This is a genomic window from Cupriavidus plantarum (genome assembly GCF_905397285.1).
Taxonomy (GTDB): Bacteria; Pseudomonadota; Gammaproteobacteria; order Burkholderiales; family Burkholderiaceae; genus Cupriavidus; species Cupriavidus plantarum.
On record NZ_CAJPUX010000011.1, the window covers coordinates 29209 to 46943 of the forward strand.

Annotated in this window: 13 protein-coding genes and 2 tRNA genes; 6 read left to right on the forward strand and 9 right to left on the reverse strand. The window is 67.1% G+C overall.

Features of this window, described 5'->3' with window-relative positions:
- Positions 1-89 precede the first annotated feature (89 nt).
- A complete protein-coding gene (gene ppx, locus KHP16_RS26070) occupies positions 90-1622 on the forward strand; it encodes an exopolyphosphatase (RefSeq protein WP_109580665.1) in 1533 nt (510 codons plus the stop codon).
- Between the two features lie 45 nt (positions 1623-1667).
- On the opposite strand, the gene KHP16_RS26075 is transcribed toward ppx, so the two are convergent.
- From KHP16_RS26075 to KHP16_RS26090, 4 genes are all read right to left on the reverse strand, one after another.
- Positions 1668-2501 (reverse strand): GNAT family N-acetyltransferase, encoded by an 834-nt coding sequence (locus KHP16_RS26075; RefSeq protein ID WP_211961434.1) that lies wholly within the window; start codon positions 2499-2501, stop codon positions 1668-1670.
- 226 nt (positions 2502-2727) lie between these two features.
- Positions 2728-3252, reverse strand: a complete 525-nt coding sequence (locus KHP16_RS26080; RefSeq protein ID WP_121490702.1) for a SixA phosphatase family protein — start codon at positions 3250-3252, stop codon at positions 2728-2730.
- A gap of 221 nt (positions 3253-3473) precedes the next feature.
- Positions 3474-3695, reverse strand: a complete 222-nt coding sequence (infA, locus tag KHP16_RS26085; protein ID WP_008641674.1) for a translation initiation factor IF-1 — start codon at positions 3693-3695, stop codon at positions 3474-3476.
- A 223-nt stretch (positions 3696-3918) separates the two neighbouring features.
- Positions 3919-3995: transfer RNA gene (locus tag KHP16_RS26090), tRNA-Pro, on the reverse strand.
- A gap of 379 nt (positions 3996-4374) precedes the next feature.
- On the opposite strand from KHP16_RS26090, the gene KHP16_RS26095 reads away from it, so the two are divergent.
- Together KHP16_RS26095 and KHP16_RS26100 are read left to right on the forward strand one after the other, a co-directional pair.
- Complete coding sequence (locus KHP16_RS26095) at positions 4375-5673, forward strand: GGDEF domain-containing protein (RefSeq protein WP_115952523.1); 1299 nt, start codon at positions 4375-4377, stop codon at positions 5671-5673.
- 80 nt (positions 5674-5753) lie between these two features.
- A tRNA-Arg gene (locus KHP16_RS26100) sits at positions 5754-5830 on the forward strand.
- Positions 5831-5865: 35 nt separating this feature from the next.
- Here the strand turns inward: KHP16_RS26100 and KHP16_RS26105 are convergent.
- The 3 genes from KHP16_RS26105 to KHP16_RS26115 all read right to left on the reverse strand — a co-directional run bounded on the left by KHP16_RS26105 (position 5866) and on the right by KHP16_RS26115 (position 11711).
- Complete coding sequence (locus tag KHP16_RS26105) at positions 5866-8814, reverse strand: ATP-binding protein (protein ID WP_211961435.1); 2949 nt, start codon at positions 8812-8814, stop codon at positions 5866-5868.
- Positions 8815-8921: 107 nt separating this feature from the next.
- Positions 8922-10184, reverse strand: coding sequence for an oxidoreductase (locus tag KHP16_RS26110; protein ID WP_211961436.1), 1263 nt, complete (start codon positions 10182-10184; stop codon positions 8922-8924).
- Between the two features lie 144 nt (positions 10185-10328).
- Positions 10329-11711 carry an ATP-binding protein gene (locus KHP16_RS26115; protein WP_211961437.1) on the reverse strand — a complete coding sequence of 461 codons (1383 nt, stop codon included), beginning with the start codon at positions 11709-11711 and terminating at the stop codon, positions 10329-10331.
- 222 nt (positions 11712-11933) lie between these two features.
- Here KHP16_RS26115 and KHP16_RS26120 point away from each other — a divergent pair, with 222 nt between their 5' ends.
- Together KHP16_RS26120 and KHP16_RS26125 are read left to right on the forward strand one after the other, a co-directional pair.
- On the forward strand, positions 11934-12947 hold the full coding sequence (locus KHP16_RS26120) for an aldo/keto reductase (RefSeq protein ID WP_211961438.1): 1014 nt from the start codon (positions 11934-11936) through the stop codon (positions 12945-12947).
- A 24-nt stretch (positions 12948-12971) separates the two neighbouring features.
- On the forward strand, positions 12972-13388 hold the full coding sequence (locus tag KHP16_RS26125; RefSeq protein WP_115952518.1) for an SRPBCC family protein: 417 nt from the start codon (positions 12972-12974) through the stop codon (positions 13386-13388).
- Between the two features lie 59 nt (positions 13389-13447).
- On the opposite strand, the gene KHP16_RS26130 is transcribed toward KHP16_RS26125, so the two are convergent.
- Together KHP16_RS26130 and KHP16_RS26135 are read right to left on the reverse strand one after the other, a co-directional pair.
- Entirely contained in the window at positions 13448-13759 is a 312-nt protein-coding gene (locus KHP16_RS26130; RefSeq protein WP_109580674.1) for a hypothetical protein, read from the reverse strand.
- A gap of 35 nt (positions 13760-13794) precedes the next feature.
- Positions 13795-16116, reverse strand: coding sequence for an FdhF/YdeP family oxidoreductase (locus KHP16_RS26135; RefSeq protein WP_211961439.1), 2322 nt, complete (start codon positions 16114-16116; stop codon positions 13795-13797).
- 310 nt (positions 16117-16426) lie between these two features.
- On the opposite strand from KHP16_RS26135, the gene hmpA reads away from it, so the two are divergent.
- A complete protein-coding gene (gene hmpA / locus KHP16_RS26140) occupies positions 16427-17614 on the forward strand; it encodes an NO-inducible flavohemoprotein (RefSeq protein WP_115952516.1) in 1188 nt (395 codons plus the stop codon).
- Positions 17615-17735 lie beyond the last annotated feature (121 nt).

A 17735-nucleotide genomic window follows, 5' to 3' on the forward strand; every position in this document is an offset into this window, starting at 1 on the left:
ATGCTCCGGACATGACGAAGACATAATTTACGGGGTTTGATGCGGTGGCGCCACCCGTCGATCCCGCCACCCCGTGCTTCACACTAGCAATGACACAGACACCACGCCTGCTGGCCGCCGTAGATATGGGCTCCAACAGCTTCCGCCTGATGATCGGGCGGGTTGACGAGACCCCGACGGCTTCCGGCCCAGCCAGCCAGATCTTCCAGGTCGATGCCCTGCGCGAACCCGTGCGCCTCGCGGCCGGCCTGACGCCCGACAAATACCTCGACCAGCCCGCGCGCCGGCGCGGCATCGACGCGCTGCGCCGCTTCGGTGACCGGCTGCGGGACTTCGCGCCCGAGCACGTGCGCGCGGTGGCCACCAATACGCTGCGCGTCGCGCGCAATGCCCCCGAGTTCCTGATCGAGGCCGAGCATGCGCTCGGTTTTCCGATCGAGGTCATCGCGGGCCGCGAGGAAGCGCGGCTGATCTACCTCGGCGCCTCGCACGACGCGCCGGCCTGCCAGGGCAATCGCCTCGTAGTGGATATCGGCGGTGGGTCGACAGAGTTCATCATCGGCAGCGGCTACCAGTCGAAGCTGATGGAGAGCCTGTATATCGGCTGCGTCTCGCACAGCCGTCAGTTCTTCCCGAGCGGCAATGTCGACGAGTACGCGATGAAGCAGGCCGAGCTGGCCGCGCGCCGCGAAATCCAGGTGCTCGTGCGCCAGTACCGCGCGGCGGGCTGGCAGCAGGCCGTGGGATCTTCGGGTACCGCGCGCGCGCTGGCCGAGCTCATCGAGCTCAACGGCATGAACGACAATCCCGCCGACCATGGCATCACGCGGGAAGGGCTGGAGCGGCTCAAGCGCGCGCTGGTCAAGGCGGAGAATGCGAATCGCGTGAAGCTGGCCGGTCTCAAGGCCGACCGCATCCCCGTGTTGCCGGGCGGTCTGTCGATCATGCTCGGCGTGTTCGCCGAACTCGATATCGACCGCATGGACGTGACCGACGGCGCGTTACGCCTCGGCGTGCTGTACGACCTGCTGGGCCGCAGTCACCACGAGGACATGCGCACGGTGACGGTCGATCAGTTCATGCGCCGCTACGCGGTGGATCGCGCGCAGGCGGAGCGCGTGGGCGCGGCCGCGCGCGAGCTGCTCGCGCAGTTTCCCGAGCCGCCGCATGAGCGCCGCGAGGACAACCTCGCGCTGCTTGGCTGGGCGGCGAGCCTGCACGAGATCGGCATGTCGATCTCGCACGGCGGTTACCACAAGCACTCGGCGTATATCGCGACCCATGCCGACATGCCGGGCTTCTCGAAGACCGATCAGGCGCGCCTTGCCACGCTGCTGCTTGGCCATGCGGGCAAGCTGGGCAAGCTGTCCGGCAGCGGCAAGTTCCTGGACTGGCGCATGCTGTTCAGCCTGCGCCTCGCCTTCGTGCTGTGCCGCAGGCGCTCCGATGCCAAGCTGCCCGACATTCGCGTGAGCCAGCGCGCGGACGCGCTCGACGAGGGCTTCGAGGTGCGGTTGCCGAAGGCGTGGATCGATGCGAATCCGCTCGTCGAATACAGCCTTGCGCAAGAGGCCGACGAGTGGGAACGCATCGGCAAGCGATACAAGGTGGTGTACGTCTGAGGGATCGGCGCCAAAAAAAAGCCGCGCATCGGGCGCGGCTTTTTTTTACTTCAACCCGAGGAAGTGCCGCGCATAACGCGGGTTCATGTCCCGCACGCGCAACAGCGTGAGGAAGTCCGCCACGTTGAAGTCGGGATCCCAGGCTGGCAGGCCGCAGATTTTCGCGCCCAGGCGCAGATAGCCCTTGATCAGCGCGGGAGGGTCGACATCGAGCGTCTGGTTCAGGTCTTCCACGGGTAGCGGCACGCGCGGGAACGCGTGGTACTCGATCGGCGCCAGCGAGCGTTCCGCGAACTGCCGATAGAGGCTGGCCGCGTAGTGGCCGCCATCGCTCATGGGCACGCTCGCGCAGCCCAGCAGCGACTCGAGGCCATACTTCTGCAGGTATTCGCCGAGTCCGCCCCACAGCGCCATGATCACGCTGCCGCTGCGGTAGTCCCGGTGCACGCACGAGCGGCCGACTTCCAGCATCTTGGGGCGCAGGTGGTTCAGGCGCACGAGGTCGAACTCGGATTCGGCGTAGAGGCACCCGATGCGCTTGGCCTGGTGCGGGGGCAGGGCGCGGTAGGTGCCGACCACCTTCAGCGTCTCCTGATCGCGGACGATCAGGTGGTCGCAGTAGGTGTCGAACATGTCTACGTCCATGCCGGGCGTCGCGGTCTGGAGGCGGGCTCCCATCTCCTCGGCGAACACCTTGTAGCGCAGGCGCTGGGCCTCTTCTACTTCGTCCTGGTGGCGTGCCCACGCCACGGTGAAAGCAGGCGTCGGATTTGACTGATCTTGTTGCTGACGAGGAAGACGCCTCCGCGCCGACTGGCCGGATTGGCCAGTGGGCAAAGAGTCGAAGAGCGGCTGGGTAGGCGTCGGAAGGTCTCGCATGTGTGTCCTTTCGGTGACGAAACGGCTTCGAAACAATGTAGGGACGCCCAGTGACAACGCCGTGGCACGGTTGTGACGATTCCGTGACCAGAATCGCGTTGCGTGGGTGCTTGCGGTGACTCTAACCGGCTTGCACGCCACGCGCCATAAGCTTTCCGAGAAATGTGACGATTAGGATACAGAATTGTGACAGCCGCAACGTGCGAAGACGAACAGTGCGGGGCGGTCAGAGAAAATCCGGATGGACGACCGCGCGCAGCGCCACCTGCCCCTCGGTATCGCGCGCGCGGGCGGTGAACCACCAGACGCCGCTCTTGCGGACGCTCCACGGCATTTCGCGGCCGGCGAGCACGCGGCTGGCGACGCGGCCCAACCAGGGCTGGTGGCCGACGACGACGACAGTCCGGTCGCCCCGGTGGCCCCGATCGGCGCCATCGACGCGGGCCACAGCCTCGTCGGCGCCGGGCCAGCCGACGGCCGCCAGCACCTCGGAGACGCTGGCGCCCAGGCCGAGCTCGGGCAGGACTTCGGCGTCGCTACAGAGCGCCGCGGCGGTCTCTCGTGCGCGCACGGCGGGGCTGCATACCACGCGATACGGGCTGGGGAGGTGATTGCGCAGCCATTTGGCCGACGCCTGGGCTTGCTTGTGCCCGCGCGGGGTCAGCACGCGCTGGAGGTCGGCATTGCGGGACAGGCTCATCGCCGCGGGAAGGTCTTCCGCTTCGGCGTGGCGCCACAGGATGAGATTCATGAGCGGACGGTGGCTGGACGAATCCCGAGTATGGTCAGCCACCTCGCGGGGCGCAAGAGGGTAGACCATGAGCCCGCGCGCGGGACGGAAAACAAGACGGGCCGCCGGCAGCTCGTAGAGCCTGCGGGCAGCCCGTCAGCCTGTGATGCGGGGATGTCACGTCGGGGATGTCACCGCGCGAGACGCAGACGCTCGCTCACAGGGAAACGCTCAGGGACAACTCAGGACTTGTGGCGGAAATTGATGCGGCCCTTCGTCAGGTCGTAGGGCGACATTTCCAGGGTCACGCGGTCACCGGCCAGAATCCGGATACGGTGCTTCTGCATCTTGCCCGAAGCGTATGCCCAGATTTCCACGCCGTTTTCCAGCGTCACGCGATAACGGTTGTCGGGGAGGGCTTCCGACACCACGCCGCCAAATTCAATGAGTTCTTCCTTAGCCAATCTTGTAGTCCTTTGCATGCAGCCAAAGGCTGCGCGAGTTGAGTGAGCACCGTGCCGCATGGCACAGGCATCGCCGAGGGAATCGTGGAGGGGAGGGCTGTAGCCGCCGATCTGACGGTACCTGGCTTCCGGGCGTGCTCACAGACCCCGGAACTGACCTTCGCATTATATCACGCGGCGCAAATGACAAAGGGCCCGCGCGCCAGCGCGGGCCCTGCAAATATGGTCGGAGCGATAGGATTCGAACCTACGACCCTCTGATCCCAAATCAGATGCGCTACCAGGCTGCGCTACGCTCCGAAGCCCGCGATTGTAGCCGGTTGTTTGCCCGTGGGTCAAATGCCACGCACGCCCTTCTCAAAGTGCGCGCTTCGCCGCCACGCAGCACCCTGCTTCAGGTGGGGTGGGATTCGGCTTGACTTGGGCCGTCGCGCTGACATAATCCGCACACCGCCAGGGTCCGATGCTCCGTTCGCCACGGGGCCAGGGCAGATCTCTTCCGGACCCGGTCCCGACAATCACAACCATGGCACGCCCGGCTTCGCGCGCGACGCGGCGGCTGGGCCGTAGCACATCCGGAACCTGCGGAACAACAACAGGACGGCCCATCGCAGGCCGCAAACATCAGGGCACCATGGCCGTGCGGAGCCATGCCGTGTCCTTGTGAACGGGAAAGAAGATGTTTCAGTCGCAGGTGGTGGTGCTGATCGCAGGCTTGTTCGCGCTGCAGATGGCGGTCGTCTGCGCCGTGCTGCGGCGCTCGCCGGGGATGGGACGCAGTGGCCTGAGTTCGTGGGCCGCGGGCGACCTGATCGTGACCCTGGCCGTCGTCCTGCTCGCGGCCCACACGATGCGTCCGGATTTGCCGCTCGAGGCGGTGCCCGAGCTGTTGCTCACGGGCGGCCTCTCCATGATGGTCTATGGCATGCGCCATTTCGTCGGCCGCCCGGGACGCGGACTGGTGCTGCTCGCCCTGAACGTGCCCGGGCTTGCGGCGCGCGGCGCGGCGGCGATTGACCATGGATTCGCGCCGGTGGCCCACGGTGTGTCCATGTTGCACGCCGCTTCGGGACCCGCGGTGGCGTCACTGACGCTCGCCGCCTCGGTCGTGCAGATCCTGCTGTTGCTCGAACTCGTGCGGATCACGGTGCCGCGCGTCCCGGCGAAGCGCGGCACGGGACGGCTGGCCGCGTTGTCGCTGGTCCTCGTGGCGCTGGCGTGCACGGTGCTCATCGGCATGCTGATCGCGCCCTCGGTCGTCATGCTCGCCGATGGGCGCCATCTGCCCGCGGTGACGTCGCACGACGGCATCGTCGTGCTGCTCGTGTTCGGCATGGTCGGACTCTCGGTCAGCTTCGCTCTGATGGCGCACGACCGGCTGCGTCGCATGCTCGAGCGCCGCGCGCGCCACGACGACCTGACCGACGTGCTGTCGCGGGGGGCCTTCTGGGAAGAGCTGGAACTCGCATGCAAGAAGGCGGAGCGGACGCGCCAGCCGCTGACGGTCGCGTTCATCGACCTCGATCACTTCAAGGCCATCAACGACTTGTACGGCCACCTTGCTGGCGACAGCGTGCTGCGTCATTTCGCGGGACTGCTGCGCCGGAACGCGCCGCCGGGCTCGGTGGCCGGCCGCCTTGGCGGAGAGGAATTCGCGGTCGTGATGCCCGCCACCACGATGGAAGCGGGGCGCGCCGCGAGCCTGCGCCTGAACACGCTCGTGCGCGCCACGCCGTGTCCGTCGGAGCCCGATCCGATTTCCTACACCGTCAGCATCGGCATGGCGGAGCGCCATCCGGGCGAAAACGCCGATGCGGTCATGCGGCGCGCGGACCGGGCGCTGTACGACGCCAAGCTGATGGGCCGGAATTGCGTGTCTTCCCACGACAGCGGCGATGTTCCTGGCATGCCGCGCCGACCGCGCGTGCGTGAGGATGAGCGTCCCTCGCCCGACGGCGCGGTCAAGCCGCGGCCATAAGCCCCCGATTTTCACCGCCCACATCGCCGGGTCTTCTGGCGCGACCGCGTGTGCGGTAGAATGCGGGCCTCTTCTCCCGGCCGCCCTTAGCTCAGTTGGATAGAGCACTCGCCTTCTAAGCGAGCGGTCACACGTTCGAATCGTGTAGGGCGGGCCAGATCAATCCTCTTGCAGTCCTCTCTCTTGCGCGCGTCAATCGACGGTGTCGTGGCGCAGCCGCTCGATCAGCGCGCGGGCCTGTTGCAGGTCCGCCGTGCCGTGGCCTTCCGTGAATCGCGACAGCACGCCGTCGAGCGCGGTGGCCGCTTCGGCGCCCCGGCCGTGCGCGCCGAGCAGGCGGCCATAGCTCGTCATCGCGCGCAGTTCCCACGAAAGCGCGTGGCTTTCGCGGGCGGTGCCGATCGATCGCAGAAAGCACGTCTCCGCATGCGCCGGACGCGATTCCAGGCGCCAGAGTTCGCCCTTGATGCGTAGCAGCTCCGCCATGCTCCAGCATTCACCGCTCGTGACCGCGGCGCTGATGGCGGCATCGGCCGTGGCATGGGCGCCCGACAGGTTGCCCGACGCGCCGAGGCCCTCGGCCAGCGCGCCCAGAAACGCGGGGAATCGCAGGCGGAAACCGCAGTCGTCGAGTTCCGCGATGGCATCGCGCAGCAGGTGGATGCCGCTCCGGTCGTCGAGCGCGATCCGCAATAGTCCGTCAATCGCCGCGCTCAGCGCGTTCCAGTAACCGATCGGATGCCGCGCCAGATGCTCGCGCAGCAGCGCAAGGCCGTCGCGCGCGCCCGCGTAGTCGCCCACGTGCAGCGCGATCGAGCACGTCCCGTGTACGAGCGCGTTGGAGATGGACAATGCGTGGGCGGTCATCTGCGCGTGCGTGAACGCGTTGCGCGCCGCATCGACCGCGCGATCGGGATATCCGCGCAGCCACAGCACGTTGGACAGCGTGCCATAGGCCGCGGCGCGCTGGTCGAGCTGGAACCGCGCGATATGCGAGCGGCGCGCGGACGGCACGTAGGCGGACAGCATGCGCTCCAGATGGCTCTGCGCCTGCGTCTGGTCTCCCAGATAGCGTAGCGAGGTGGCCGTCATGCGATCGACACTCGACTGCGCCGCCGCGTCGCCGGACGCGTCCGCCAGCGCGCGGAATCGCGCCTCGAGTTCGAGCGCGGCGCGATGCTCGCCGCGATACGTGTGGTAGACGGACAATCCCCACAGCGCGCGCAGGCGGTACTCCGCATCGTCATTGTGTTCCGCGAGCGCAAGCGTGCGCTGCCACGCGCTGCCCGCTTCCGGCGTCGATCCCGTGGCATAAAGCAGTGCCGCGGCAAGGGCGCCGGTGAGCTTCATCGCCACCACGCGCTCGTGCTCCGCGTCGAGGATCTTCAGCGCGCGGCGGACGAACTGCTGGCACTCGTCGTAGCGCGACAGGTGCATCCATAGCGGAATGGCGGCAAGCGTCAGCGCGACCGCCATGTCCTTGGCGGGCGCGTCCATCGTGCCGCGCGCGTCTTCGGCCGAGAAAGCCCATTTGAGCGCCGCGCGCACGTCGTCGATCTTGTCGTGATGATCGCGCAGCCATTCGTCGGTGGGTCGCGACTCCCATTCCGATTCCGCTTTTGCCAGGCGCTGCATGGTGAGCTGCGCATGGTGGCGCAGCCATAGCTCGAGTTCGTGCGCGTCCTGCAGCTTCTGCTGGCCGTATGCGCGCGTGGTGTCCAGCAGCCGGTAGCGCACGACATCGCGGCTCAGGTCGGCGACGACGAGGGACTTCGCGACGAGCCGCGCGAGCTTGTCGGCGATGCCCGGCGCATCGTGGAGCGCGTGCGACGCGTGAGGGCCGGACTGCCGACATAGCGCGGCCGCGGCCTCCAGCGTGAACGGCGCGACGAATACCGACAGGCTCCGCAGCAGCGCCTGTTCGTCGGGCGGCAGCGCGTCGTAGCTCCAGTCGAGCGCGGCGCCGAGCGTGCGGTGCCGGGGCAGGGCGCCGCGCCGGTCCTGCGTCAGGACGCGGAAGCGATCGTCGAGCATCAGCTGCAATTCGCGGATGCCGTACGCGTCCACGCGCGTCGCCGCGAGTTCGATGGCCAGCGCGATGCCATCGAGCCGCCGGCAGATGTCCGCGACGATCGGTGCGTCGTCGTCGCGCAACCGGAAGTCGTCCACGCATTCCGACGCGCGGCGCACGAATAGCGCCACCGCGGCGTAGGTGAGCGCTTTCTCGGCGCTGAGCGTGACCGACGGTGGGGGAAGATCGAGCGGCTGCAGCCGGTACACGCATTCGCCGCGCACGCGCAGTGTCTCGCGGCTCGTTGCCAGGACGGATAGATCGGGTATCGCAGCCAGCATCTGGTCGACGTGCGCGGCGACTTCCTCGATGAACCGTTCGCAGCTGTCGAGCACGAGCAGCGTGGGGCGCCCGTGCAGCGCCTGCGCAAGGGCCTGCGCGAGCGCGGGCGCCGAATCGCTGGCCTGCGGCGTGAGCCCGGCCGCCGCGGCGATCGCGTTGCCGACGAACTTGCCGTCGCGGACCGCGCCGAGGTCGGCGAAGCACACCTCTACGTCCAGCCCGAGCGCGATGTCCTTCGCCACGCTGATCGCCACCGTAGTCTTGCCAATGCCGCCGGGACCGAGCACCGTCACGAGGCGGTGCTGCCGCAATTGCTGTCCGATTGCTTCGATGATGGGGCCGCGGCCGAGCACGCAGGTAGTGAGGGCGGGCAGCCCCGATGCGCGCGGCATGGGCACAGGAGCCTGCATGGCCAGGCGTCCGCCGACGACGGGCGTTACGAAGCGATAGCCTCTGCCCACGACCGTGGCGATGTAGCGCTGGCCATTCTGCCCGTCGCCGAGCGCGCGCCGCAGCGCGGTCATATGGACCTTCAGATTGCTCTCCTCAACCACGGTGTTGGGCCAGGCGCGGCGCATCAGTTCGCCCTTGGAGACGAGTTCACCGCTGCGCTCCGCGAGCGCCGCGAGCAATTCGATCGCGCGAGCGCCCAGGTGGACGGGGGCGTCGTCCTTGAGCAGCAACTGCCGTGCGGGAAAGAGCCGGAAGGGCCCAAAGGAGAAGACCGGCGCGCTGGCGGGATCCTGCGCTGGAGGAAGCGTGCGGGAATGGATGGTTTCGAGGGTCACGATGCGCCGGGACAGTGGGATGGTCTGTCAACGCCACGCAGGGCGGTGCGTGCATCCCCGCAGTATAGGAGACGGTGGTTACCGCGGTATCCGGAGGCCGGGCCGCGCTAGTCGCCGGCCCACTGCATGCCGCCGTCTTGTCCGCGTGCCCAGGGATGCGCGGCCTGCGCACGGCCGCAGAGCTGGACGCCCGCATGGCGAGGCCAGAAGGGATCGTCGAGAATCGCCTGGTCGATCGCGACAAGATCGGCATCGCCCGTGCCGATGATGGCCTCGGCCTGTTCGAAGCCGGTGATCGCGCCGGTGGCGATGACGGGCAGCCCCGTCTCCTGCCTGAGCGCGCGCGCGAGCGGGACGAGGTAGCCGGCCCCATACGGGACGTTTTCGCCCGCGAGCAGGCCGCCCGCGCTCACGTAGAACGCGTTGCATCCCTGCGTGGCGAGGCAACGCACGAACACGCTGGCCTGCTCGAGGTCCCACCCCTGTCCCATCCAGTCCTGCGCGGGAATGCGGCAGGCGAGCGGCCGGCCCTGGGGCAGCGCATCGCGCACGGCGGCAAAAACTTCGAGCGGAAACCGCAGACGGTTCTGCAGCGTGCCGCCGTACAGGTCGTTGCGGCGATTCGAGAGCGGCGAGAGAAACTGGTGCAGCAGGTGGCCGCCCGCCGCATCGATGAATACGGCATCGACGCCCACGTTCACCGCGCGGCGCGCGGCGGCGACGAAGGCTTCGCGAATGACGCGCATGTCCTGATGGTCGAGCACTTCGGGCAGCACGTGTCCGCTGTCGTACGCGAGCGCCGAGGGCGCGACGGTCTGCCAGCCGAGGCCCTCGGCCGGCCCGATCTGCGCGCTGGCGACGCCGCTCGAGTGACCGGGGATGTCGTTCGATCCCCTGCGGCCCGCGTGGCTGAGCAGGATGGCGATCGGCATGTCGGACCATCGGCGCAGGCTTTCGATCGTCAGGCCCATCGCCGCTTCCGTCATGCTGTTCCAGAGTCCCAGGTCCGCATGCGTGGACCGGCCTTCCGGCAACACGGCCGTGTGCTCGATGGCGAGCAGCGCCGCGCCCGAGAGCGCAAGCCGGCCCAGATGGATCAGGTGCCAGTCGCTCATGCAGCCGTCATTGGCGGCGTACTGCCGCATGGGCGCGATAACGACACGATTGAGCAGTTCGAGGCCATCGATGGTCAACGGACGCAGCAGGCGAGGCCGGCGCGGCGCGCGGCCGCGTCGGCATGCGGGGCGCAGTATCGTGCCCGGCGTCCCCGGCGACAGCGCGCTCGCCGCGAGCGCCGTGGAGCCGAGCGCGGATGCGGCAAAGCCGGAACGTCCCAGTACGGGCGATCCATTGCAAGGCTTGGCGGTCATGGGGACCCCTCGATTCGTGTCCGGCCTTCATATTGGGGAATACGCCGCGCAGATTGCCGCCGCGAGCACTTTATCAGCCTAGGGGAGTGGAAGGGGCCGCACGGGTTAAACGTTGTGAATTACCGTGATGTCTGCATGGTCAGGTTACAGTCGCGTTGCGGCGTATAGCCGTGTGGTGTCCAGCAGGCGCAGCGCGGTGTTGCCCCCGATGTCCTGGACGGCGATCAGCGATTTTTCGATCAGGCCGGCGATGGACTGCGTCACCGCAAACGTGCCGAATTCGGGCGCGGCGGCGGCAACCGCCGCGTCGATCGTGAACGTGCCCGGGAACGACGCGAGGCAATGCAGGATGCGGCGATCGCGCGCGGCGAGCAGATTGCAGCTCCAGTCGAGCGTCGCTTCCGCGGTACCGTGGCGCGCCGGGGCATCCCGGCGGCCGCGCCAGGACAGCGCTAGCTGCGTGCCGAGCAACTCGGCGACGCCATCGATGCCATAGAGCGCGGCGCGGCAGGCGACGAGCCCGATCGCGAGCGGGTTGCCATCGAGCCGGCGGCAGATCGCCGCGACGGCCGGTGCGTGGTCGTCCCCCAGCGGCGCGTCGTAGCCGCCTTCCATCGCGCGATCCATGAACAGCTGGACCGCCGGAAACGCCATCGCCTGCTGTGCCGTGATCGGGCCGGTCATCGGCGGCATGCCCAGCGGCGGGACCGGATAGAGACGCTCGCCGCGCACGCGTAGCGGCTCACGGCTCGTTGCGAGCACCTGTAACGACGTGGTGCTCGATAGCAGCCGCTCCACGAGGGGCGCGATGTCCCCGGCGACATGCTCGCAGTTGTCCAGCACGAGCAGCATGCGGCGCGAGGCGACGGTGTGGAGGATCTCGTTCACCAGCGGCTCGCCCAGCGGCGCGACGGTGGTCACGGAACTGAGGTCCACGAAAAAGGTGCCGCCCTCCAGTGCCGGCAGTGTGTGGCAGAGCAGGGCCGCCAGGGTGGTCTTGCCCGCGCCACCGGCACCGACGATCGTCAGGAGGCGTGCGCCCTGCAGCGCGCGGGATAGCTCGACGAGGTGTCCGCATCGTCCGATCGGCGGGCTCAGCGGCGCTGGCGCCGCGCGCCGCCATGCGGGTCTCCCGTGCCGCTCGGCGATATCGGCGTGCACAACATGCGTATCAACAAGATGCGTGCCGACGATGGACGTACTGGCGGCGGGCAGGTTGCGAAGCGGCGCGACGAAGCAGTAGCCGCGGCCGGACACGCTCGCGATGTACTGCATGCCGTCGCGCCCACAGCCGAGGATGCGCCGGAGCTTCGCCATCTGCACGCGGACGTTCGACTCTTCGACGACGAGTTCCGGCCATGCGAACGCCATGAGCTCCCGGTGCGATACCACCTCTCCCGGGCGCTGCACCATGGCCACGAGCATGTCGAAGGCGCGACTGCCCATGGCGATCACCGCGCCGCCACGTTCCAGCACGCGCAACTGCGTATAGAGCTGGAACGGCCCAAACGAATAAGTCTCGCTCATGGATATTCCTGTACGACTGGCCCGATGCCCGGGTGACAAGGAGGAGACAGAACGTTCCTCCCCATATGCTTCGTTGTAAACGCAGTTCCCGGAAGGCGCGGTTAAGCGGGGTTAATTTCGGTCAAGGGGAGTGCGCCGTTCACCATCGTTCACCAGCGTTAACGGGCCATACCGGCGGCCGCGTGCCACATTGAAAGCGCTGTCACACACCTGGAGATTGCAATGAGCATCCGCGACACGCTACCCAATGGCCCGCTCGGCTTCGGCGCCGCACCGCTGGGCAATATGTTCCGCCAGATTCCGGACGCCGAGGCGGAGGCGACCGTAGACGCGGCATGGGACCTGGGTACGCGATATTTCGATACGGCGCCGTTCTACGGCGCGGGCCTGTCCGAGATTCGCCTCGGCAAGGTGTTGTCGAAGCACAAGCGCGACGACTACGTACTGAGCACCAAAGTGGGCCGGCTGATCCTCGATGAGGTGGAAAGCGGGCAACGCGAATTTGGCGAGAAGGGCGGGCTGTTCGAGCACGGCCGGCCGAACAAGATCGTCTACGACTACACCGAGGGCGGCGCGATGAAGTCGATCGAGGACAGCCTGAAGCGCATGGGCGTCGACCGGCTCGATTACGTGTGGGTCCATGACATCGCCAGGGACTTCCATGGCGACGGCTGGCTGCAGTTGTTCGAGACCTCGCGCACCGGTGCGTTCCGCGCGCTCAGCCGGTTGCAGGAGCAGGGCGTGATCAAGGCATGGGGCCTCGGTGTCAATCGCGTGGAGCCGTGCGAGCTGGCCGTCGATCTCGACGAGCACCGGCCCACCGCGCTGCTGGTGGCGGGCCGCTACTCGCTGCTCGATCACGCGTCCGCATTGCATCGGCTGATGCCTGCCTGCGAGAAGAAGCACGTGGAAGTGGTGGTCGGCGGGCCATACAGCTCGGGCGTCCTCGCGGGCGGCACGCATTTCGAATATCAGAAGGCGTCGCCGGAGATCCTGGCGAAGGTCGAGCGCATTCGCGCGCTCGCCGGCAAGTACGAGGTGCCGATCAAGGCGGCGGCGCTGCAGTTCTCGCTCGCGCACCCCGCATCCGTGGCGGTTATCCCCGGGGCGAGCAAGCCCGAGCGCATCGCCGAGGATCATGCGGCGTTGAAAGCCCCGATCCCCGCCGAATTCTGGCGCGATCTGCGCGGCCAGGGGCTTGTCTCACCCGAAGCACCGCTGCCCATTGATCGCTGAACCCCGCCTGAACGGAGAAACGATATGGCAAAAGCGTCCACGAGCATCGAGGTCGCGGTGGCACCCGATGCGGTCTGGAACCTGATCGGCGGATTCGATTCGCTGCCCGACTGGCTTCCTTATATCCCGGAGAGCGAACTGTCGGAAGGCGGGCGCGTGCGGCATCTCGCCAATCCGAATGGCGAGGCCATCGTCGAGCGGCTGATGGCGTTCGACGAGCGTCAGCGTAGCTACAGCTATGCGATCCTGAAAGCGCCATTCCCCGTGACGAATTACCTCTCGACGCTACGCGTCGTGGCCGTCGATGGCGGCCGCAAGTCGCGCGTCGAGTGGTCCGGAGAGTTCACGCCGAATGGCGTGAGCGATCAGGAAGCCACGGCGATCTTTCAGAAGATCTACGAAGATGGGCTAAAGGCGCTGGCGGAAGGCCTGGCGCGGTAGGCCCGCATGGGGCCGACGCCCGACGGCGGCCACCGCCATCGGGCGTGCGATCGCCGGGCTTATTGCTTTTCGGTCATCGGCTTGGCCATCTGCTTCTTCTGCGGCTTCTGCTTCTTGGCCTTCGACTTTTCATCGACGAGCGCGCTGCCCGTGCCCGACCTCGCGCCCTGCGTGTACGGGTCGAACTTGTCGTTCACGCGGTTCGCATCGGGCGTGTAGCCGTCGCGGTTGCTGATGCGCTGCGGATCCGTGCCACCAGTGCTGCTGGTGCCGGACCGGTTGTATCGGTCCTGCGGCGTGCCCGCCAGGGCGGCGCCGGTGGCACCTGCGGTAAGTGCAACGACTGCTGCCAGCGTGATGAAGGTTTTCATGTAAGGCTCCGGTTAGAGGGAAGGGACAGCAACGTTCACGACACCGCGGACACGACCGGCGCCGCCGTCCGGTGGAGCAGCACCGGAATCGACTTCGACGTGGGCGTATTGCACACGTCGGCCACGCTGTCGAGCGGGACCAGCGGATTCGTTTCTGGATAGTACGCGCCAATGCAGCCGCGTGGAATGTTGTATTCGACCAATAGAAAGCCCGGCGCGCGGCGCTCGACGCCGTCATCCCATACCGTGGTGATGTCGACCCATTCCCCGGGCTTGAAGCCGAGCATCGCCAGATCGTCCCGATGGATGAAGACGACCCGGCGCTGGCCGAAGACGCCGCGATAGCGGTCGTCGAGCGCGTAGATGGTGGTGTTGTACTGGTCGTGGGAGCGTGTGGTCATCAGCACCATCGCCCGTTCGCCGAAGCGGGCCTGTGCCCGGCGAATCGGCGTGTCGACGACCAGCGGATTGACGAGGAACTCGGCCTTGCCCGACGCGGTATCCCACTCCCGCTCGCGGGCGGCCACGCGCATATGGAAGCCGCCCGGATGAGCGATACGTTCGTTATATTGCTCGAAACCGTCGATCACCGCTTCGATCTTGTCGCGGATGCGGCTGTAGTCCTGCGCATACCAGCGCCATGCGATCTTGTCCTCGCCGAGCGTCGCGCAGGCCATATTGGCGACGATGGCGGTCTCGGACATCAGCGTCTGCGTCGCGGGCTGCTTCATGCCGTACGAGATATGCACCATGGACACCGAATCCTCGACGGTCACGCCCTGGGGCACGCCGCCCTGCATGTCGATCTCCGTGCGGCCGAGCGTTGGCAGGATGAGCGCGGCCTTGCCATGGATCAGGTGGCTGCGGTTGAGCTTGGTCGCGATATGAACGGTCAGGTCGCACGATCGCAGTGCATCCCATGTGGCATCGGAATCGGGGGAGGCCATCGCGAAATTGCCGCCCAGCGCGATGAATACCTTGACCTTGCCCTCGCGCATCGCCTCGATCGTCTCGACGACGTCATACCCGTGCTCGCGCGGCGGCTCGAAGTCGAACACACTGCCCAGCCGGTCGAGGAATGCCTGGGTCGGCTTCTCCTCGATGCCCACCGTGCGGTTGCCCTGGACGTTCGAATGCCCTCGAATGGGGCATAGGCCCGCGCCTTCGCGGCCGATATTGCCGCGCATCATCATCAGGTTGGCAAGCAGCTGAATCGTCTGCACCGAGTGCTTGTGCTGGGTCAGGCCCATGCCCCACGTGCAGATCACGCGCTTGCCGCGCGCGTAGATCAGCGCGAGGCCCTCGATGTCTTCGCGCGCGACGCCGGACTCGGTCTCGATCGTCGCCCACGATTCCCCGCGCAGGTCGTCGGCGAAGGTCTCGAAGCCGCGCGTGTGCGTCGCGATGAAGTCGACGTCCAGCACGCGTTCCGCGTTGTTGGCGACGGCTTCGTCGTCCAGTTCGAGCACGCGCTTGGCCACGCCCTTGATCAGTGCAAAGTCGCCGCCGAGCTTCGGCTGGACGAACACGGAACAGATGTTCGTGCTGGAGAGCGTGAGCATCTCCACGGGGCTCTGCGGATTCGTGAAGCGTTCGAGGCCGCGTTCGCGCAACGGGTTGATGGACACCAGCGTGGCGCCGCGCTTCGCGCATTCGCGCAGCTCGCCGAGCATGCGCGGATGGTTCGTGGCCGGGTTCTGGCCGAACAGCAGCAACGTGTCCGCGCTTTCGAAATCCCGCAGCGTGACGGTTCCCTTGCCGACGCCAACCGCGAACGGCAGCCCGCGGCTGGTCGCTTCATGGCACATGTTGGAACAATCGGGGAAATTGTTGGTGCCGTATGCGCGCGCGAACAACTGATAGAGGAACGCGGCTTCGTTGCTCGCGCGGCCCGACGTGTAGAACGCCGCCTGATCGGGGGAGGGCAGCGCGTGCAGATGTTCGGCGATCAGGTCGAATGCCGCCTGCCAGGCGATGGGCCGGTACGTATCGGTGCCCGTATCGTAAACCATCGGCTCGCTCAGCCGGCCGTGCTGTTCGAGCTCGTAGTCCGTCTGCTTCATCAGCGCTTCGACGGTATTCGCCGCGAGGAATTCGCGCGTGACGCGCTTGCTCGTGGTCTCGGCCGCCACGGCCTTGACGCCGTTCTCGCAGAACTCGAACGTGGAGGCATGTTCCCGATCGGGCCACGCGCAGCCGGGACAGTCGAACCCGTGCGGCTGGTTCTGATAGAACAGCGCGCGGTAGTTGAGCCCGTTCACGCGTTCGCGCAGCAGGCTGAGCGCGACGTACTTGATGGCGCCCCATCCCGCGGCAGCGTGTGTGTAAGGGGCGATGCGTGGCTTTTCCTGGCTCATCGTGTGCTCCGAGGGGGACCGTTGTCGGCGGGTGTGCCGGCACAAGTGGCCCATCATGCGTCCACGCCGGTGGCGCGCCTGTCCTGCAAGCGTGCGCCGTTTCAAGATTGCACGCTGGTGAAAGGTCAATGCCTCAGGACACGATAGTGCAGCGCGATGCGGGCGGCGAGCAGGGTTTGCATCTTTTCACGGCGCTTCACCGAAGGCAGCGCGGCGTCGTTGCCATGCGCGGATTCGCCATCTACGCTGAGTACGCCAACGTCCCCGACGTCCCCAACGTTCCCGACGCTCCGACCACGAGGAAACCCGCATGCTATCGACCGAACACCAGCACATCGTGAAATCGACGGTCCCGCTGCTCGAAGCGGGCGGAGAGGCCCTGACCTCGCACTTCTATGACCTGCTGCTGACCGAACGCGCCGATCTCCGAGGCATGTTCAACAGCGCGCATCAGGCGACCGGCGCGCAGGCCCGCGCGCTGGCGGGCGGCGTGCTCATGTATGCGAAGCACATCGACCGGCTGGAGGCGCTCGGCGAGCTCGCCGGGCGGGTCGTCAACAAGCATGTGTCGCTGCAGGTACAGCCCGAGCACTATCCCGTCGTCGGCGAGTACCTGCTGCGCTCGATCCGCGAGGTGCTCGGCCCCGACGTGGCGACGCCCGCCGTCATCGACGCATGGGGCGCCGCATACGGCCAGCTCGCCGACATGCTGATCGCCGCCGAGCGCGACATGTATGCCACGCAGGCGGCCACGGAGGGCGGATGGCGCGGCTTCCGCCCCTTCCGCGTGGCGGCGCGGATCGTGGAGTCCGCGGAGATCGTGTCGTTCCATCTGGCGCCGGTCGATGGCGGGCCGGTAATGCGCCACGCGCCGGGACAGTACATCGCGATACAGGTGACGGTCGAGGGCGCGCCGCTGCGAAGGAATTATTCGCTGTCGGCGGTCTCGGATGGCACGCGCTATCGCATCAGCGTCAAGCGCGATCCGGGAGGCGTGGTGTCGGGCTTCCTGCATGACCATGTGAACGTCGGCGACATCGTCGAACTCACCGCGCCGGCGGGCGTGTTTCATCTCAGGGATGCCGGGCGGCCGCTCGTACTGATCGCCGGAGGTGTCGGGCAGACGCCGCTGATCGCGATGCTCGAAGCCGCCGTGGCGCAGGGCACGCGCGATATCCGCTATCTGCACTTCGTACGCAATCCCGAGGTGCAGGCATTTCGCGAGCGGGTGGAACAGCTGGCCGCCGCGCATCCGCGCGTGCGGTTCGGCTTCTTCTACGATGAAGATCCCTCGGTGCCCGACGGCCTGCCGCCGGGGCGCGTATCGAGCAATGTGCTACGCGACATGCTGCCGCCGGATCGCGACGCCGACGTGTACCTCGTCGGCCCCGGGGCGTTCATGGCGAGCGTGCTTCAGCTGCTGGGCGAACTCGGCGTGCCGCCGGACCGCTGCATCACCGAGTTCTTCGGCCCACATCAGGAGATGGCGATCGGCTGACGCCGGCGTGGCGCGATCTTCCCGCGCCGTCGCATGACGTTTGCACCATTGCCGCATGATCTTTCCGGATAGAACGAAATATGATGTCGCTGGACGCCGCATCGCTGGTGCGATGCGGCGG

Bases quoted from the DNA above. Each gene is read 5' to 3' on its own strand.
- ppx (WP_109580665.1), top strand. From the start codon at position 90: ATGACACAGACACCACGCCTGCTGGCCGCCGTAGATATGGGCTCCAAC.
- KHP16_RS26075 (WP_211961434.1), bottom strand. From the start codon at position 2,501: ATGCGAGACCTTCCGACGCCTACCCAGCCGCTCTTCGACTCTTTGCCC.
- KHP16_RS26080 (WP_121490702.1), bottom strand. From the start codon at position 3,252: ATGAATCTCATCCTGTGGCGCCACGCCGAAGCGGAAGACCTTCCCGCG.
- KHP16_RS26095 (WP_115952523.1), top strand. From the start codon at position 4,375: ATGTTTCAGTCGCAGGTGGTGGTGCTGATCGCAGGCTTGTTCGCGCTG.
- KHP16_RS26110 (WP_211961436.1), bottom strand. From the start codon at position 10,184: ATGACCGCCAAGCCTTGCAATGGATCGCCCGTACTGGGACGTTCCGGC.
- KHP16_RS26115 (WP_211961437.1), bottom strand. From the start codon at position 11,711: ATGAGCGAGACTTATTCGTTTGGGCCGTTCCAGCTCTATACGCAGTTG.
- KHP16_RS26120 (WP_211961438.1), top strand. From the start codon at position 11,934: ATGAGCATCCGCGACACGCTACCCAATGGCCCGCTCGGCTTCGGCGCC.
- KHP16_RS26125 (WP_115952518.1), top strand. From the start codon at position 12,972: ATGGCAAAAGCGTCCACGAGCATCGAGGTCGCGGTGGCACCCGATGCG.
- KHP16_RS26130 (WP_109580674.1), bottom strand. From the start codon at position 13,759: ATGAAAACCTTCATCACGCTGGCAGCAGTCGTTGCACTTACCGCAGGT.
- KHP16_RS26135 (WP_211961439.1), bottom strand. From the start codon at position 16,116: ATGAGCCAGGAAAAGCCACGCATCGCCCCTTACACACACGCTGCCGCG.
- hmpA (WP_115952516.1), top strand. From the start codon at position 16,427: ATGCTATCGACCGAACACCAGCACATCGTGAAATCGACGGTCCCGCTG.